This window comes from Candidatus Methylomirabilota bacterium (assembly GCA_035764725.1).
Lineage (GTDB): Bacteria > Methylomirabilota > Methylomirabilia > Rokubacteriales > CSP1-6 > DASRWT01.
Genome location: DASTYT010000106.1, coordinates 46,947 through 63,761, shown reverse-complemented (window position 1 = coordinate 63,761; position 16,815 = coordinate 46,947). Strand labels below are relative to the sequence as shown.

Annotated in this window: 15 protein-coding genes; 1 reads left to right on the top strand and 14 read right to left on the bottom strand. The window is 70.6% G+C overall.

Annotated elements, in window-relative coordinates:
• Positions 1-154 precede the first annotated feature (154 nt).
• From larC to thrC, 11 genes are all read right to left on the bottom strand, one after another.
• Positions 155-1,348 carry a nickel pincer cofactor biosynthesis protein LarC gene (larC, locus tag VFX14_17560; protein HEU5191497.1) on the bottom strand — a complete coding sequence of 398 codons (1,194 nt, stop codon included), beginning with the start codon at positions 1,346-1,348 and terminating at the stop codon, positions 155-157.
• A gap of 8 nt (positions 1,349-1,356) precedes the next feature.
• A complete protein-coding gene (gene larB, locus VFX14_17555) occupies positions 1,357-2,115 on the bottom strand; it encodes a nickel pincer cofactor biosynthesis protein LarB (protein HEU5191496.1) in 759 nt (252 codons plus the stop codon).
• Complete coding sequence (gene larE, locus VFX14_17550) at positions 2,097-2,927, bottom strand: ATP-dependent sacrificial sulfur transferase LarE (protein HEU5191495.1); 831 nt, start codon at positions 2,925-2,927, stop codon at positions 2,097-2,099. The genes larB and larE overlap by 19 nt, the downstream gene beginning before the upstream one ends.
• A gap of 11 nt (positions 2,928-2,938) precedes the next feature.
• A complete protein-coding gene (locus VFX14_17545; GenBank protein HEU5191494.1) occupies positions 2,939-3,928 on the bottom strand; it encodes an adenosine kinase in 990 nt (329 codons plus the stop codon).
• On the bottom strand, positions 3,921-4,853 hold the full coding sequence (mtnP, locus tag VFX14_17540; protein ID HEU5191493.1) for an S-methyl-5'-thioadenosine phosphorylase: 933 nt from the start codon (positions 4,851-4,853) through the stop codon (positions 3,921-3,923). The genes VFX14_17545 and mtnP overlap by 8 nt, the downstream gene beginning before the upstream one ends.
• Positions 4,850-6,190 carry a tRNA (N(6)-L-threonylcarbamoyladenosine(37)-C(2))-methylthiotransferase MtaB gene (mtaB, locus tag VFX14_17535; protein ID HEU5191492.1) on the bottom strand — a complete coding sequence of 447 codons (1,341 nt, stop codon included), beginning with the start codon at positions 6,188-6,190 and terminating at the stop codon, positions 4,850-4,852. The genes mtnP and mtaB overlap by 4 nt, the downstream gene beginning before the upstream one ends.
• Positions 6,184-7,218, bottom strand: a complete 1,035-nt coding sequence (rlmN, locus tag VFX14_17530) for a 23S rRNA (adenine(2503)-C(2))-methyltransferase RlmN (protein HEU5191491.1) — start codon at positions 7,216-7,218, stop codon at positions 6,184-6,186. The genes mtaB and rlmN overlap by 7 nt, the downstream gene beginning before the upstream one ends.
• A gap of 170 nt (positions 7,219-7,388) precedes the next feature.
• Positions 7,389-8,717 (bottom strand): DUF4147 domain-containing protein, encoded by a 1,329-nt coding sequence (locus VFX14_17525; GenBank protein ID HEU5191490.1) that lies wholly within the window; start codon positions 8,715-8,717, stop codon positions 7,389-7,391.
• Positions 8,714-9,883 (bottom strand): aminotransferase class I/II-fold pyridoxal phosphate-dependent enzyme, encoded by a 1,170-nt coding sequence (locus VFX14_17520; protein ID HEU5191489.1) that lies wholly within the window; start codon positions 9,881-9,883, stop codon positions 8,714-8,716. The genes VFX14_17525 and VFX14_17520 overlap by 4 nt, the downstream gene beginning before the upstream one ends.
• Positions 9,884-10,154: 271 nt before the next feature.
• Complete coding sequence (locus tag VFX14_17515) at positions 10,155-10,433, bottom strand: ubiquitin-like small modifier protein 1 (protein ID HEU5191488.1); 279 nt, start codon at positions 10,431-10,433, stop codon at positions 10,155-10,157.
• The gene (gene thrC, locus VFX14_17510) at positions 10,430-11,692 is read right to left on the bottom strand and encodes a threonine synthase (GenBank protein HEU5191487.1); all 1,263 of its coding nucleotides are present in this window, start codon (positions 11,690-11,692) and stop codon (positions 10,430-10,432) included. Before thrC ends, VFX14_17515 begins: the two co-directional genes overlap by 4 nt.
• Before the next feature lie 159 nt (positions 11,693-11,851).
• On the opposite strand from thrC, the gene VFX14_17505 reads away from it, so the two are divergent.
• The gene (locus VFX14_17505) at positions 11,852-13,849 is read left to right on the top strand and encodes a 6-pyruvoyl-tetrahydropterin synthase-related protein (GenBank protein HEU5191486.1); all 1,998 of its coding nucleotides are present in this window, start codon (positions 11,852-11,854) and stop codon (positions 13,847-13,849) included.
• Here VFX14_17505 and VFX14_17500 read toward each other — a convergent pair.
• The 3 genes from VFX14_17500 to VFX14_17490 are packed head-to-tail and all read right to left on the bottom strand — an operon-like array spanning position 13,846 to position 16,808.
• A complete protein-coding gene (locus VFX14_17500) occupies positions 13,846-14,754 on the bottom strand; it encodes an SDR family NAD(P)-dependent oxidoreductase (GenBank protein ID HEU5191485.1) in 909 nt (302 codons plus the stop codon). The two genes, VFX14_17505 and VFX14_17500, sit on opposite strands and share 4 nt — an antisense overlap.
• Positions 14,755-14,777: 23 nt before the next feature.
• A complete protein-coding gene (locus VFX14_17495; protein ID HEU5191484.1) occupies positions 14,778-15,977 on the bottom strand; it encodes a CoA transferase in 1,200 nt (399 codons plus the stop codon).
• A 15-nt stretch (positions 15,978-15,992) separates the two neighbouring features.
• Positions 15,993-16,808 carry a YihY/virulence factor BrkB family protein gene (locus VFX14_17490; protein HEU5191483.1) on the bottom strand — a complete coding sequence of 272 codons (816 nt, stop codon included), beginning with the start codon at positions 16,806-16,808 and terminating at the stop codon, positions 15,993-15,995.
• Between the last annotated feature and the right edge of the window lie 7 nt (positions 16,809-16,815).

Here is a 16,815-nt window from a genome sequence, read left to right as displayed (position 1 = left end):
CTGGTCCCGTTGATGGTGACGGTGACTTTCTGTTTCACCACGCTACCTCCTGGGGGAGATGAGGGGTCCGGGGCTGGCAAAAGCGCCTCAAACCTTATGCCCCGCCCCCCGGGATGTCAAGGGCCGCAGCCGCTTGCAGATTGTCCCGGAGCGGTCAGCCGAGCAGCCGGCGGCCTTCCTCGCGCGCGCGCTCGAGCGCCTCGCGCACCGGCAGGCCCTTGTCTCGCGCGATGCGGCGGACTTCCTCGAACTCGGGGGTCACCGTGATCGGTCGATCATCGAGCCGGGACACCTTGAAGGTGATGGGGCCCAGCGAGGTGGTGAGCGTGATCATCTCGCGCGGCAGGCGCGCCCGCTCGTAGGCCGTCCAGCGGACGCCGATGGTCGTCGACTCCTCGAAGAGGATGCGGGCGAGGTCCGGGGCGAGCGCAGGCGGGCAGAGCGCCACCAGCACGATGCCCGGCCGGCTCCGCTTCATGATGACCTGGGTGAGGTAGACGTCGAGCGCGCCCGCAGCGAAGAGCCGCTCCATCAACGCCTCGTAGAGCTGCGGGGACATGTCGTCCACCGTGGTCTCGACCTGCATGATCGTCTCGGTCTGGCCGGCAGTCGCGGAATCGCCGAGGAACACGCGAAGCAGGTTCGGCGTCTCTAGCTCCATCGTCCCCGCCCCGTAGCCCACCGCGGACACCGTCATCGCGGGCATGACGCCGGCTCCCTTCGCCAGCGTGGTGAGGATGGCCGCGCCGGTGGGCGTGACCAGCTCGCGCTTCACGCCGGTGTCCACCACGGGGAAGCCGCGGAGGAGCTCCGCCGTCCCGGGCCCCGGCACCGGGATGCGTCCGTGCGGCCCGTCCACCATGCCGCCGCCCACCGGCAGCGCCGAGCAGTGCACGGCACCCACGCCGAGGAGGTGCAGGCCCAGGCAGGCGCCGGTGATGTCCACGATCGCGTCCACCGCGCCCACGTCGTGGAAGTGCACGGCCTCCGGCGGCTCCCCGTGCGCGCGCCCCTCCGCCTCGGCGAGGCGGGTGAAGACGCGCACTGCGCTCGTCTTCACCGGGTGGGGGAGCGCGCTGGCCTCGATCAGCTCGCGGATCACCGGCAGCGTGCGATGGGGATGGTGATGCGCGGGGCCGTGCGGCGCGTGCTCGTGCACGTGCACCTCGACCTTGGTGGCGCGGAAGCCGCGCTTGGTGACTTGACGCTGTTCGAGCGCGTATCCCGCAAGCGCCAGACCCGCGAGCCCGGCACGAAGCTCGTCGAAGGGAAGCCCGGCGTCCACGAGCGCGCCCAGGATCATGTCGCCGGCGGCGCCGCTGGGGCAGTCGAAGTAGGCGAGGCGCACGGCGGCCCTCAGCGGAGCTTCGCGACGAGGTGGTTGATCTGGCTCGCCTGCGCGGCGGCGCCGTAGCCGTTGTCGATGTTCACCACCGAGATGCCGGGAGCGCACGCGTTCAGCATGGTGAGCAGCGCGGCGATGCCGCCGAACGAGGCCCCGTAGCCCACGCTGGTGGGCACCGCGATCAGCGGGCGATCCACGAGCCCGCCGACCACGCTCGGCAGCGCGCCGTCCATGCCAGCCACTACCACGATGGCGTTGGCCTCGTTGAGCCGGTCGAGATGGGGTACCAGGCGGTGCAGCCCCGCCACGCCGCAGTCGTACACACGCTCCACGCGGTTGCCCATGGTCTCGGCGCAGATGGCGGCTTCCTCGGCCACCGGGAGATCCGCGGTGCCCGCGCTCAGCACCAGCACGAGGCCGACCCCCTCGGTGTCGAGGGGTTTCACCACCGCGATGCGGGCGTCGGGATGCAGGCGATGGGGCAGCCCGCTCGCCGCGATCGCCCGCTGCACGTCGCCGTCGGCGCGGGTGGCGAGGATGTTGTCGTGCGACTCGGCGAGCCGGCGGACGATCGCCACGACCTGTTCCGGCGTCTTGCCGGGGCAGAACACCGCCTCGGGCATGCCGTGGCGGAGGGCGCGGTGGAGATCGACCCGGGCGAAGCCGAGGTCTTCCGTGGGCAGGTCGCGCAGCCGCGCCAGCGCCCGCTCCGGCGTGAGGGCGCCGCGCGCCACGTCCTCGAGGATGGCCCTTACCTTTTCGCGATCCACTGGAGCGCCTCGTTGGCGCTGCCGCTGCGGAAGCCCTGGAGGTCGAGGGTCACGAAGCCGTAGCCCAGCTCGCGGAAGCGGCGGACGATGGCGGTGTGGCGCCCGTCCTCCCAGACTCGCGCCATGTCCTCCGGCGGCAGCTCAATGCGCGCGAGCCGGTCGTGGTGACGGACGCGGAACTGTCGGAAGCCCAGCTCGCGGAGGAAGGCCTCGGCGCGGTCGACCTGGCGCAGCTTTTCGGGGGTGATGGTGTCACCGTACTGGAAGCGTGAGGAGAGGCACGCGAACGAGGGCTTGTCCCAGTTGGGCAGCCCGAGCGCACGGCCGATCTCTCGCACCTCGCGCTTCCAGAGCTCCGCCTCGATCAGTGGTGCGCGCACACCCTTGGCCTTCGCCGCCTCCATGCCGGGACGATGATCGCCGAGGTCGTCCATGATGGCCCCGTAGACGATCGGCATGCCCCCGTGCTCGCGGGCGACCGCCTCGAGCCGCGTGAACAGCTCGTCCTTGCAGAAGAAGCAGCGGTTGGGCGCGTTGCGCGCATACTCGGGCCGCTCGAGCTCGTGGGTCTGGATCACCACGTGCGGGAGGCCGATGGCCGCGGCGAGCCGCCGCGCCTCCGCCAGCTCGGACTCGGGGTAGGTCTCGGAGTCGGCGGTGGCGAGCACCGCGCGGTCGCCGAGGGCGTCCTTGGCGGCGCGCCCGAGGACAGTGGAATCCACCCCGCCGGAGAACGCGACGACGACGCGGTCCATCTCGCGCAGGATGCCGACGAGCCGCCGATACTTTGCGTCCAGAGCCGGATCGGTCATCGCCGGATGGGTCATCGCTCGGTCGACAGCGCCGCCAGCGATTGCTGGGGCCGCGCCCCCACGTGCGAGATGACCTCCGCGGCCGCGATTGAGCCGAGGCGGCCGCAGGCGGGAAGGTCGAGGCCCCGGCTCAGCCCGAAGAGGAAGCCGGAGGCGTAGAGATCACCCGCGCCCGTCGTGTCCACCACCGCATTCACCGGCCGGGCATCGATCGGGTGCGCCTTGCCGTGCGCCACCACCACCGAGCCGCGCGCGCTCCGGGTGAGCGCGGCGATCTCGCAGTGTCCGCGCACCGCCTCGAGCGCCGCGTCGAAGTCGGTCTGGTAGAGCGCGCAGATCTCGGCCTCGTTGGCGAACAGCACGTCCACGTGGTGCTCCACCAGGTCCAGGAACGCCGCGCGATGCCGATCCACGCAGAAGGGGTCGGAGAGCGTCAGCGAGACCCTTCGTTTCGCCGCGTGGGCGATGCCCGCGGCCACGCGGAACGCCTCCTGGGCCTCCGGCGGGTCGAAGAGATATCCCTCGAGGTAGAGGATGTTGCCACGCGCGATCAGCTCGGCGTCCACGTCCTCAGGTCCGAGCCGCGCCGAGGCGCCGAGGTACGTGTGCATGGTGCGCTGGGCGTCGGGCGTGATCAGGATGAGGCAGCGCCCGGTGGAAGGGCCACTCGTGGCGGCGCGGGTCGTGTATCCCACCCCCGTCGAGCGCAGGTCATGGGCGAACACCTCGCCGAGCTGATCGTCGCGCACCTTCCCCACGTAGTGGGCGCACCCGCCGAACGAGGCGACGCCCACCACGGTGTTGGCGGCCGAGCCACCGGAGATCTCCACGCCGGGCCCCATCGCCTGGTAGAGCGCGCGGGCGGTCGTCTCGTCCACGAGCTGCATGGAGCCCTTGACCATGCCCCGACTGCTGACGAACTCGTCGGTGGTGTGGCTCAGCACGTCGACCAGCGCATTGCCGATCGCCACCACGTCGAGCGCCGGCCCGCGCTCAGCCACGGGCCTTGCCTCCCCTTCTCGCGGGCCGGCGGCCCCGGGGCAGATGCCGGTCGATCAGAAGGGCGAGCCGCTGCCGCGCGCGCGGCGGGATGTGCGCGGGATCCGTGATGAGCGCCTTGGCGAGCGCCTCCGGGCAGCCGCTCTTGCAGCCCGCGCGCGGCATCACCCTCGGCAGGGCGCGGCGCAGCAGGTCGCGCGCGGTCGCCACGTTCTTGATCAGGTTGGCGATCACCGCCTCCACCGTCACCGCATCGTGCTCCGGATGCCACACGTCGTAGTCCGTGGCCAGTGCCACCGTCGCGTAGCAGAGCTCCGCCTCGCGGGCGAGCTTGGCCTCGGGCATGTTGGTCATGCCGATCACGGACATGCCCCAGCGCCGGTAGACCTCGGATTCACCCTTGGTGGAGAACTGCGGCCCCTCGATGCAGATGTAGGTGCCGCCGCGGTGCACGCGTACGCCGGTCTCGCGTGCCGCGGTCTCCAGCACGTCGCCCAGCTCACCGCACACCGGATGCGCCATGCCCACGTGCGCGACCAATCCTTCCCCGAAGAACGTGGAGATGCGCCGCTTGGTGTGATCGTAGAACTGGTCCGGGATCACGATGTCGAGCGGGCGAATCTCCTCCTTCATGCTCCCGACCGCGCTCACCGAGATCACCGCCGTCGCCCCGAGCTTCTTGAGCCCCCAGATGTTGGCACGGTAGTTCAGATCGGTGGGCGTGAGCCGATGCCCCCGCCCGTGCCGCGGGAGGAAGATGATGCGGCGGTCCCCGAGCCGGCCCACGCAGTAGGCGTCCGACGGATCGCCGAACGGCGTGCGCACCTTCACCCAGCGCACGTCGGTGAGGCCGTCCATATCGTAGAGACCGCTGCCCCCGATGACGCCGAGGGCGAGGAGATCGGGGGCGGCCGCACGCGTCGTCATGCGGAAACGGCCTCCAAAACGCCCCACGTCGCGTCCCGCGCGCAGTCGGTGATGGTGACGGGCACGAAGCGGCGGCCGAGCTCCGCGGGGCCGGGGAAGCGCACCTCCACGTAGCTGGCGGTGAGACCCAGGCGATGGCCGGTCGCCCGATCGGGCGCGTCCAGCACCAGCACGTCGCGCGTGTGGCCCAGCAGCCGGCGCCGGAAGGTCAGGTGCTTCTCGGCGGCGAGCGCGCGGAGGGCGGCCCCGCGGCGGCGGATCACGGCCGAGGGCACGCGCCCGCCAAGCCGCGCCGCCTCCGTGCCCTTGCGGTCCGAGTAGGCGAAGACGTGGAGGTACGAGAACGGTAGCGCGCGGACCAGATCCATGGTCGCGTCGAAGTCCGCCTCTTCCTCGCCCGGATGGCCCACGATCACGTCGGCCCCCAGCCCGAGCTCCGGGATGGCCGCGGCCAGCCGCTCGGCGAGCGCCCGATACATGCGGACGTTGTAGGGGCGCCGCATGCGGCGCAGCACGCGATCGCTCCCGCTTTGGAGGGGGATGTGCAGATGGGGGGCGACCATGGGCAGACCCGTCACGGCCTCGACGAGGGCCGGGCTGAAGTACGCCGGCAGCACCGACGAGAGGCGGAGCCAGCGGAGCCCCGGCACGTCCGCAAGGAGCGCCAGCAGCGCCGCGAGGCTGGTCCGGGGCACCAGGTCCCAGCCGTAATGCCCGAGGTCCACGCCGGTGAGCGTGATCTCGCCATGTCCCGCCTCGACGAGGAGCCGTACCTGGTCGAGGACCACCTTGGGATCCTGGCTGCGGCTGCCGCCCCGCGCCGCCGGCACGATACAGAAGGCGCAGCGGTGCTGGCAGCCGTCCTGCACCTTGACGAAGGCGCGCGAGCGGCCGGTCACGCGCGCGAACGGGGCGAAGGGCACGGTCCGGGCCTCGGCGATGGGCGCCACGTGCACGGGCGGCGGGGCCGGCCCGGGCGCGGCGGCCAGGCGCTCAGCGATCAGCTCGGGCAGACGGTACTTCTCCTGATTGCCCAGGACCAGGTCCACGCCGCCGAGCGCCGCCACCGTCTCGGGATCGGTCTGCGCCCAGCATCCTGTCACCACCAGCAGCGCCTCCGGGTTCTCCCGCCTGATACGTCTGATCAGCTGGCGATCCGAGAAATCGGCGCGCCCCGTCACCGTGCAAGTGTTGACGACGAAGGCGCCGGCGGGCTCGCCCGGGGCCGCGACGCGGAATCCCCGCGCCTCCACGAGCGCCGCCATCTCCTGCGACTCGACCTGATTCAGTCGGCAGCCCAGCGTCGGGAACGCGACGGCCGGCCGCGGGCTCAGCACGCCAGGCGCTCGTTGAGCTGGCCGCAGGCCGCTCCGATGTCCTCGCCCTTGCTCCAGCGCACCGTCGCGGTGATCCCGTGCTCCAGCACGATGGCCTGGAAGCCCAGGATGCGCGCGAGCGGCGGCCGCGTGTAGCCCGCCCCGTCCCATTCGTTGAACGGGATCAGGTTCACCTTGGCCCGCATGCCCTTGAGAAGCTTCACCAGCCGCCGGGCGTCGTCCGGCGAGTCGTTGACGCCGTCCAGCAGCACGTACTCGAACGTCATGCGCTGACGCGTCGGCAGCGGGAAGCGCTTGCAGGCGGCCAGCAGCGCTTCGAGCTTCACGCCCTTGTTGACCGGCATGAGCCGGTCGCGCACCTCGTTGGTGGTGGCGTGGAGCGAGATGGCGAGATTCACGCGGAAGTCGTCCCGGGCCAGCCGCTCGATGCCGGCGACCAGGCCCACGGTGGAGACGGTGATGCGCCGGGGCGAGAAGCCCAAGGCCCGCGGGTCGGTCAGGAGGCGAAGCGACCGCGCCGTCGCGGCGTAGTTGGCGAGGGGCTCCCCCATGCCCATGTAGACGATGTGCGTGATGCGCGCGCCGGGCGCCAGGCGGGCCCGCGCCGCCAGCACCTGCCCCACGATCTCGCCGGCGCCGAGGTCCCGGCCGAGCCCCATCGTGCCGGTGAAGCAGAAGGTGCAGCCGAAGCCGCAGCCCACTTGAGTCGAAAGGCACAGGGTGAGCCGGTCTTCGTCGGGCATGAGTACCGACTGGACGCGCGCGCCATCGGCCAGCCGGAGCACGAGCTTCTCGCTGCCGTCCCGCGACGGCGTGGCCCGCTCGAGTGCGGGCACCGCGATGGTGTTCCGCTCGGCCAAGGTCTCCCGAAGCTCGCGTGGCAGGTCCGACATCAGCGCGAGATCGCTCACGCCCTTGGCATAGAGCCAGTTCGCGAGCTGCCGCCCGCGATAGCGCGGCGCGCCGAGAGATTCCGCTAGGGCCTCGAGCTCGTCGGGAAGGAGATCGAGAAGATTTGTCCGCGACATACGCGGGCTAGGATAGCACAGCGCTTTGGGCAGTCCCGGGCGCGCTTCTATCCACTGAAGTTGTGGATCGTTGGTGGATAACCTTGTGGGTCGAAATTCCCCACCAACGCAATCTCGCGCACTAAGAGCATTTCGCCTGCGCGACGAGCAGGTGACAAATGCCTGACGAGCTAGCCGACGAGGACGAGGTAGAGATCGAGGAGATTGGTGTTGCTGGGACCCGTGACGATGAGATCGCCGAGCGCAGCGAGCGCGGGATTGGCATCGTTGTCGGCCAGTCGCGCGGCAAGATCCACGCCGAGCGCGCCGGCGCGCGCGGCGCTCTCTCCGTCGGCGAGCGCGCCCGCTGCCGTCGTCGGCCCATCGCTGCCGTCCGTCCCCGCCGCCAGCACCACCACATCAGGGAGTCCGGCCATCTGGATGGCGGCGGCCACCGCCAGTTCCTGACAGCGGCCCCCGCTGCCCTGCCCCGTCACCGTCACGGTCGTCTCGCCCCCGGCAATCAGGCAGCAGGGCGGACGTACCGGTCCGCTTCCCGCGCGAATGTCCCGCGCCATGCGGACAAATCGAGCCCCGACCTCTCGCGCTTCGCCCTCGAGCGTCCGCGTCAGGAGATGCGGGGCGAAGCCGAGCGCCCGTGCCCGCTCGACGGCGGCGGTGACGACCAGCTGGTTGTTGCCGATCACGGTGTTGGTCACGCGCGCGAAGAGCGGGTCACCGAGCTTGGGTGTCTCGGGGATGGCGCCGCGGCGCCCCTCCTCCAGCCGCCGGCGAATGCTTGGGGCCACCTGCTCGGCGATGCCGAAGCGCTCAAGGATGTCGAGCGCCTCGGCATAGGTGGATTCGTCGGGCGCGGTCGGACCCGAGGCGATGACGTCCAGAGGGTCACCGATGACGTCGGAAAGGAGCAGGGCATGCACCCTCGCCCCGTCGGCGGCCCGGGCGAGCTGGCCGCCCTTCAAGATCGAGCAGTGCTTCCGCACCGCGTTGAGCTGATTGATGGTGGCGCCCGCGCGGAGGAGGAGCCGGGTGAGGGCCTGCTTTTCTTCCAGCGTGATCGGTGGCGCGGGGGCCGGGGTGAGCGCGGAGCCGCCGCCCGAGATCAGCACCAGCAAGAGGTCGTCGGGACGCGCGGTACGGGCGAGGTCGTGGATGGCGCGGGCGGCCGCCGCCCCTCGCGCATCGGGCACGGGGTGGCCGGACTCGAGCAGGCGGACGCGGCGGGTGGGGGCGAGATAGCCGTCCTTGACGGCGACGACACCGTCCGCGATGCGGTCGCCCAGCGCCTCCTCGGCCGCCGCCGCCATCGCACCCGAGGCTTTCCCGGCGCCGACCACCAGCACTCGGCCGTGGGGCGGCAGCACTCGGCCGTGGGGTGGCAGGACGCGCCCGCTGGGAGGAAGGGTCAGTCCCGCGAGGGCGCGCTGGACGAGCGGCCGGACATCCCCGGCCCGCAGCGCGGCGTCGAACACCGCGCGGGCCGACTCCCGCAGCGTCACCGCGCCAGCTTCTGGAGCCGGCGGCCCGCCTCGATGAGCATGTCGTCGGTCTTCGGGAAGCAGAACCGGATCTTGGTGCGCCCGAGATCCCCGTGCGCATAGAAGGACGAGCCGGGCACCGTGGCCACGCCCACCTCCTTGATGAGGTGCATGGCGAAGGCGGTGTCGTCCGCGCAGTCGTACTGCTTCATGAAGTGGGCGACGTCGGTGAGGATGTAGTACGCCCCCTGCGGCTTCCAGGCCACGAAGCCCGCCGCCTCGACCTGGGAGAAGAGGAGGTCTCTTCGCGCCTGGTACGACTCGCGGAGCCGCGTGTAGTAGGCGTCGGGGAACTGGAGCGCGGTGACCGCGGCCTCCTGCAGCGGGTGCGGCGCGCCCACCGTGATGAAATCGTGGGCCCGGCGAATCCCCACCGACAGCTCGGGATTGGCGATGGCGTAGCCGATTCGCCAGCCGGTCACCGAGTAGGACTTGGAGATGCCGGAGATCGTCACCGTCCGGTCGGCCATGCCCGGGAGGGTTGCGATCGGCGTGTGGCCACTCCCGTCATAGATGATGTGCTCGTAGATCTCGTCGGTGATCGCCAGGAGGTCGTGCTCGAGGCAGAGGTCGGCGATCTGCTGGAGCTCCGCCCGCGAGAACACCTTGCCGGAGGGATTGTTCGGGCTGTTGAAGACGATGGCGCGCGTGCGGGGCGTCACCGCCCGGGCCAGGCGGTCGGGATCGAAGCTGAAGTCCGGCGGCTCGAGCGGCACCCAGATCGGCACCGCGCCGGCGATGATGCAGCCGGGGCCGTAGTTCTCGTAGAAGGGCTCGAAGATGATGACCTCGTCGCCGGGGTTGAGCACGGCGAGGAGGGTGGCGAGCATGGTCTCGGTCGAGCCGCAGCAGACGGTGACGTGGCGGTCGGGCTCCACCTCCATCCCGTAGAAGCGCCGGTACTTCGCGGCGATGGCCTGGCGCAGGCGCGGAGTGCCCCAGGTGATCGCATACTGGTGGAAGTCGCCGTCGAGCGCCCGATGCGCGGCCTCCACCAGCTCGCGCGGGGGCGGAAAGTTCGGCATGCCCTGCGCGAGGTTGATGCCGTTGTACTGGTTGTTCACCCGCGTCATCTCGCGGATGACCGACTCCGTGAATCCCTGGACCCGCTTGGAGATCCCGATCATCGCCCCTCCGCCCTCACGACAGCACCACGTCGCGCTCGATGGGGTCCACCGTGACGCCCTGTTGCTTGAGCCAGGCCACGCCCTGGTGCAGGCCGGTCCTCGGCGCCCTCCAGCTCCAGCACCACCCAGCCGTGGTCGCGCTGGACGTCGGCCCGGCGAATGTTGGCCACGAGGTCGAAGTCCTTCACGAGGTGGTAGACGACGGGCTTGCGTACGAGATCGGGAGGGAATGTCAGCCGGACGCGCATGCGGCCCTGAGGCCAGCGCATCGCTACCGGCCGCCGGCGATGGCGGGCACGATCGAGACGGAGTCGCCTGCCTTGAGCGTGGTCTTGGCGCCCTCGAGGAACCGGATGTCCTCCTCGTTGACATAGATGTTGATGAACCGCCGGAGATCGCCGCCCTCGTCCACGAGGCGGTCGCGGAGGCCGGGGAACTGGCGCTCCAGGTCCTGAATGATGTCGCCGACGGTGTCCCCGCTCCCCTGGACCTCGGCGGCTCCCTTGGTCAGGCTGCGGAGCGGGGTGGGAATGCGAACGAGCACGCTCATGCGATGTCTCCCTTCGACTTGAGATCGGCCAGCGCCTGGTCGAAGACCGAGAGCTGCGGCCGTATGGTCACGCTGGCGGACAGCCGGTCGTGCAGCACGTCCGGGGTCTTGAGCCCGCTGCCGGTGATGCAGATCACGATGGGCTCGTTGCGCGGGATGCGGCCGGCCTCGATGAGGCGCCGGGTTGCCGCGACGGTCACGCCACCCGCGGTCTCCGCGAAGATGCCCTCGGAGCGCGCGAGGAGCTGCATGCACTCCACGATCTCCTCCTCGGTGGCGTGCTCGCCGTGGCCGCCGGAGTCCTTGGCGGCGCGGTAGGCGTAGTAGGCGTCGGCGGGGTTGCCGATGGCGAGGGACTTGGCGATGGTGTTGGGCTTCACCGGGACCACCACGTCGGTGTCGTTCTTGATCATGGTGACGATGGGTCCGCAGCCGAGCGCCTGGGCGGCGTACATCCTCGTGTGGGCCGCGGGGATCAAGCCGAGGTCCCGCATCTCCTCGAAGGCGCGGGCGATCTTGGTGAGGAGCGCGCCGCCGGCGCACGGCACCACCACGTGGGCGGGGGCGCGCCAGCCGAGCTGCTCGGCGATCTCGTAGCCGACGGTCTTGGAGCCCTCCCCGTAGTACGGGCGGAGATTGATGTTGACGAACGCCCAGTGATACTTGTCGGCGATCTCCGAGCAGAGGCGGTTGACCTCGTCATAGGTCCCCTGCACGGCGAACAGCACCGGGTCATAGACGAGGGTTGCGGTCACCTTGCCCTGCTCGAGATCGGTGGGAATGAACACGTACGCCTGAAGATGCGCCTCCGCCGCGTGGGCGGCCACCGAGTTGGCGAGATTGCCCGTGGACGCGCACGCCACGGTGTCGAAGCCGAATTCCCTGGCCTTCGCGACCGCCACCGACACCACGCGGTCCTTGAAGGACCAGGTCGGATGGCAGACGGAGTCGTTCTTGATGTAGAGCTGCGTGACGCCGAGCTCCCCGCCGAGATTGCGGGCCCGGACCAGCGGCGTGAAGCCCGCCGCCTGGCCCACCGGCGGCTCGCCGTCCGCGTCGAGCCCGACGGGCAGGAGATCCGCGTAACGCCAGATGCTGCGGGGTCCCGCCTCGATGCGGGCGCGGCTGACGCGCGCGCGCATGACGCCCCAGTCGTAGTCGACCTCGAGGGGGCCGAAGCAGAACTCGCAGACGTGAGCGGGAGAGGACGGGTATGATCGCCCGCACTCTCGACAGGTCAGTCCCTTCACTCGATCCATGGCCTCTCCATCGGTAGGGGATTTGAGCCCCGAAAGTGCCTGCACGATCCCGGCATGGCCGCTGCCGCGATCACCGATCCGAGCGACACGATTTCGAATACTTAACACTCGCGAGAAACGAATGTCAACGAGAGAAGCCCGGTATACTCGCGCCCGAGCGTGCAGCGTCGGACGATGGTCGCGGCAATTCCTCTCGCTGTCTACGCCGTCGCGTGGGGCTGGACGGCGCTCGGCCGCGGTGTCCCGGGCGCAGACGATCATCCGGGCCAGCTCTATCGGCTGATCCACGTCATCACGCTCGGTCCGGCACCGTGGCACTGGAACCCCGGCTGGTGGGCCGGCTATCCCGAGCTCCAGTACTACCCCCCGCTCTTCTTCTATCTGGGCTATGTTCTCCACTGGCTGGCCTTCGGGCTCGCGAGCCCTGGCACCCTCTACCTGATCCTAGTCTGGCTCGTGTTCTTGCTCCCGGCCGCGACGACCTATGCGCTGCTCGCCCGCGCGCTCGGCTCCGGGTGGGCGGCGCTGCCCGCCGCGTTCCTGGGGCTTGTGATCTCCGCGGGCTCGCGCAGCGGCGCCGAGGAGGGGCTGCGCTGGGGTCTCGTGGCCGCGCGGCTTGGCTGGGGCCTGCTCCCGCTCCTCGCCTTTACCCTCCTGCCCTGGCTGGAAGGACGGGCCCGACCACGCGCGGTGCCGGCGCTCCTTGTCGCCGCGGTGATCCTGGCGCATCCCGCGCACAGCGCGATGGCGGTCGTGCTGGTGGCGCTGGTCGGCGCGCTCGCCCCGGTGCCGCGGCGCTACGCGCTCGGCACCTCGGCGGTCGTGGTCGCGCTCGGCCTGGGCCTCACCGCGTTCTGGCTGCTCCCGCTCGTCGCGCATCTCGTCATCGAGCCCCCGATGGCGCTCGCGCTCGCCTGGGCCGATGCCTCCCTCGCGGGGCTGGCGGCCGATTTCGCGAGCCGTCCCCTGCTGCTCCTTCTGCTGGCGCTGAGCCCGGCCGGCGGCCTCGCGGTCACGATGGGCTCCCGACCCGCTCGGCCCCTCCTCTGGCTGGAGACTCTGCCGGCCCCGATCATCGCGGTGACGCTGCTCGACTCGATCTTCGCCGGGCCGACGGGGCTCCACTGGCTCCCGGCCGATCGGCTCATGGACAGCGTGATCCTCGCCCTGTTGCTCGGCGCCAGCGCGTCGGTGGCGGCGTTGCTGCGGGCCGGCCTCGCGCGCTACCGCTGGGAGCCTCCCTGGGCCGCCGCGGGCATCACGATCACGCTCGGCCTGGCCGCGGGAATCTTCCTCTCGGCCCCGACCGCCGTGTCGCGCGAGCCCACCGTGTCGCTCTGGCCGCGCGTCAGGGACTGGCCGACGATGGAGAGCGTGATCCACGGGTATCGCTTCGACGCCCTCTGGGACGCGTTGCGACGCACGCCTCCGGGCCGCGTGCTCTTCCTTCGTTCGTCGGTGCCGCTCGAGTTTGGCCAGGACTGGTGGCGCGAGCACTCTCATCTGCCCGCTCTCACCCCCACGCTCGTGGACCGGGGGATCATCGGCGGCACCTTCACGCATCCCTCGCCGGTAGCGGGATACTTCTACGCCGGCCTTCGCGAGGGCGCGGCGGCGCTTCGCCAGCCCATCCGACAGCTGGCCGAGCAGCTGGACCCGGTGTCCCTGTTCGGCCGAGAGCCTGACCGCCTGCGGCCGGGCGAGCTGTCACGGCTGGCCGCCCAGCTGCGGGTGTCCACCGTCGTCGCGCTGGACGAGGACATCCCACGCCTGAGCTTCCTCACCGCCGATCCGGCGTGGGCCCCGCCGATGCACGTGGGCCCGTTTCTCCTCTTCACCACGCCGACGCCGCGTCCCCTCGCCCGAGCCGTGGGCCCCGATCGCTACCTCGCGGTCCTGGCCAGTCCCGAGGCGGGCTGGGTCTCGACGGGAGTTGCCTGGTCACCGCTCTGGCGGGCGTGGGGTCCGCGCGGTCCCCTCGCGACGCGGCAGGGCGAGCTGGGATTGCTCGAGGTCGAGCTGCCGGCGACGCCCGGGTTGGAGGTCACCCTGCACCACCGGCCCGGCCTCGCCGAGTGGGCCGGCGCGCTCGTGAGCCTCGCCGCGGCCGGCATGATCCTGCTCGGCCGCGGCTGGCTCGATCGGCGGGTGGGCTAGACCAGCGGGTCGTAGTTGAAGTACTGGCCCGAGGTGTCGAGCGGCGCCAGGTGGTGGCGCAGCGTGCCGGGGAACATCTCGGCGAGCCGCTCGGGCGTCCAGCCGAGGTCGTTGTGCACGCGCATGACCGGCCGCATGTGGCCGAAGATCATCACTTCCTTGCCGCGCACACCGATGACCTGCCCCGACACTTCCTTCGCGGCCTCGGAGGCGAGGAAGACGGCGACCGGGGCGATGTGCTCGGGGCCCATCTTCTTGATCTTCTCCACGCGCGCCTTCTGCGCCTCGGTCTCGGTGGGGATGGTGCCGATCATGCGTGTCCAGGCGAAGGGCGAGATGCAGTTGGCCGTCACGTTGTAGCGCGCCATGTCGAGCGCCACCACCTTGGTGAAGCCCACGATCCCGAGCTTGGCCGCCGCGTAGTTGGCCTGCCCGATGTTCCCCACCAGTCCCGACGTCGAGGTCATGTTGATGATGCGGCCCCACTTCTTCTCACGCATGTGGGGGACGGCGGCGCGCGTGACCGCGAAACAGCCCTTCAAGTGGGTGTTGATCACACCGTCCCACTCCTCTTCGGTCATGTTGAAGATCATGCGGTCGCGCAGGATGCCGGCGTTGTTCACCACGATGTCGATGGCGCCGAAATTGTCCAGCGCGGCCTGGACGATGCGCTTGCCGCCGTCCATGGTCGCCACCGAGTCGTAGGACGCGGTGGCCCGACCGCCGAGGTTCTTGATCTCGCTGACCACCTCGTCGGCCGGCGCCTGGGTCCCGCCCGCGCCGTCGGCGCCGCCGCCGAGGTCGTTCACCACCACCGCGGCGCCGTGGCGCGCCATCAGGAGCGCGATCTCGCGCCCGATCCCTCGCCCCGCTCCCGTCACCACCGCGACCTTGTCCGTGAGCATCATGAGTCCGATCTCCTTTTCGGTCAGATCACGCCGGCGTCGGCCAGCGCGTCGATCTCCGTGGTGGCGAGCCCGGCCTCCGCGAGAATTTCGCGGGTATGCTCGCCGAGGGCGGGCGCCCCCGTCCGGATGCGGCCCGGCGTCTCCGAGAGCTTCACCGGGGTGGCGATGGTCTTGAAGCGCCCCACGCGTGGATGTTCCTGCTCCGCGAGCATGCCCGAGGCCTGCACCTGGGGATGGCGCACCAGATCCGCGTAGTCGTTGACGGGCGCGCAGAGCACGTCGGCGCGCTCCAGGATCTCGATCCACTCGGCGGCGGACCGGACGGCGAACACTTTTTCGAGGATGGCGTCGAGCCCGCCGCGGTGGGCGATGCGGTCGGCGCGGCCCGCGAAGCGTGGGTCGTCCGCCAGCTCCGGGCGGCCGATCGCGTCGCAGAATGGCCGCCAGAGACGGTCCACCCACACCGCCACGAACACCCAGCCGTCGGATGCGCGGTACGCGCGGTACGGGACGATCTCCGGATGCCCGCTGCCCCACCGGCCTGGCGATTCCCCCGTCTCGTGGAAGACGGCGAGCCGCGCCGTGTGCGCCAGCAGCATCGCGTCGAGCAGCGAGGCGTCGACGCGCTGGCCTCGGCCGGTGCGGTGGCGGGCGAGCAGCGCGGTGAGGATGCCCTGGGTGGCGAGCATGGCGCCCATCGTGTCGGCCACCGGCGCGCCGCCCAGCACGGGTCCACCCTCGCGCTCCCCGGTGATCGCCATGAAGCCGCCGAGGGCCTGGGCGAGCGCGTCCAGCCCGGGCTTCTCGCGCCAGGGGCCGGTGGGGCCGAAGGCCGAGATCGAGCAATAGATGAGGCGCGGGTTCACGGCGGCGAGGGATGCGGCGTCGATGCCCAAGCGCTCGGCGACTCCGCCGCGGAAGGCCTCGATGACCACGTCGGCGCCGGCGGCGAGGCGGCGGAACAGCGCTCGGCCCGCGTCCTGGCGGAGATCCACCGAGAGGCCGCGCTTGTTCCGGTTCACGGTGAGGTGCAGGATGCCCTCCCCGCCCCGATACAGGCGGTAGATGTGCCGTCCCGCGTCGGGCGCTTCCCGCGACTCGACCTTGATGACGTCCGCGCCCATGTCGGCGAGGTACATGCCGCAGAGCGGCCCGGCGATCAGGTGCGCCAGCTCGAGCACCCGCACGCCTTCGAGAGGAAGCACGTCGGCCTGGCTCATGGGCGCCCTACGCTATCAGAGCGTGTGCCCCTTGCGCCAGCGGGCTTCGACGGCGGCGGCGTACTCCGCGCCCAGGACCAGGACGATGGCCGAGTAGTAGACGAACATAGTCAGGGCCACCATGAAGCCGAGGGCGCCGTAGATCTGGTCGTAGACGCCGATCGAGAGGATGTACCAGCGAAAGATCTGCTTGGCGATCTCCCACAGGAGGCTCGCGAGCACGGCCCCGGCCATGGCGGCGCCCACGTGGATGCGGCGGGTGGGAAAGTAGCGGTAGACCACGAAGTAGAGCGCGGTGTTGAAGCCCAGCGCGATCGCCAGGAACGTGTAGCGCACCCACTGTCTCGGCATGTGGGCGGGCGCGAACACGAGCGAGCGGAACCAGAAGAAGAGGTCGGTGATCACCATGCTGGTGATGAACAGGACGCCGATCACTGCGAGCATCAGCACGTCGTAGAGCATCCCGCGGAGGATGCCGCGGCCCTTCCGCTCCTCGAACACGATGTTCATGATCGTGCGGAGGCACCCGAACAGCTGAGTGGAGAAGAAGAGGAGGATCACGGTGCCGATGACCCCCGAGGTCTTCCGGGTAGCGATGAGGCGCGCGAGCATCTCCGACAGCTCCTTCCGGTACACGGGCACGAGCTGGGAGAGCTGGTTCAGCACCGCGGTAGTGGCCGCCTCGCTGGTGAGGAGATAGCCCATTGCCGAGACGAACAGGAACAGCATGGGAACCAGGCAGACGAGGAAGTAGAAGGACAGACCCGCGGAGAGGAAGAGTCCACTGTCCTGCTTGAAGCCCCGGAGGGCGTGCCAGAACGCGACGATCACGCGCGCA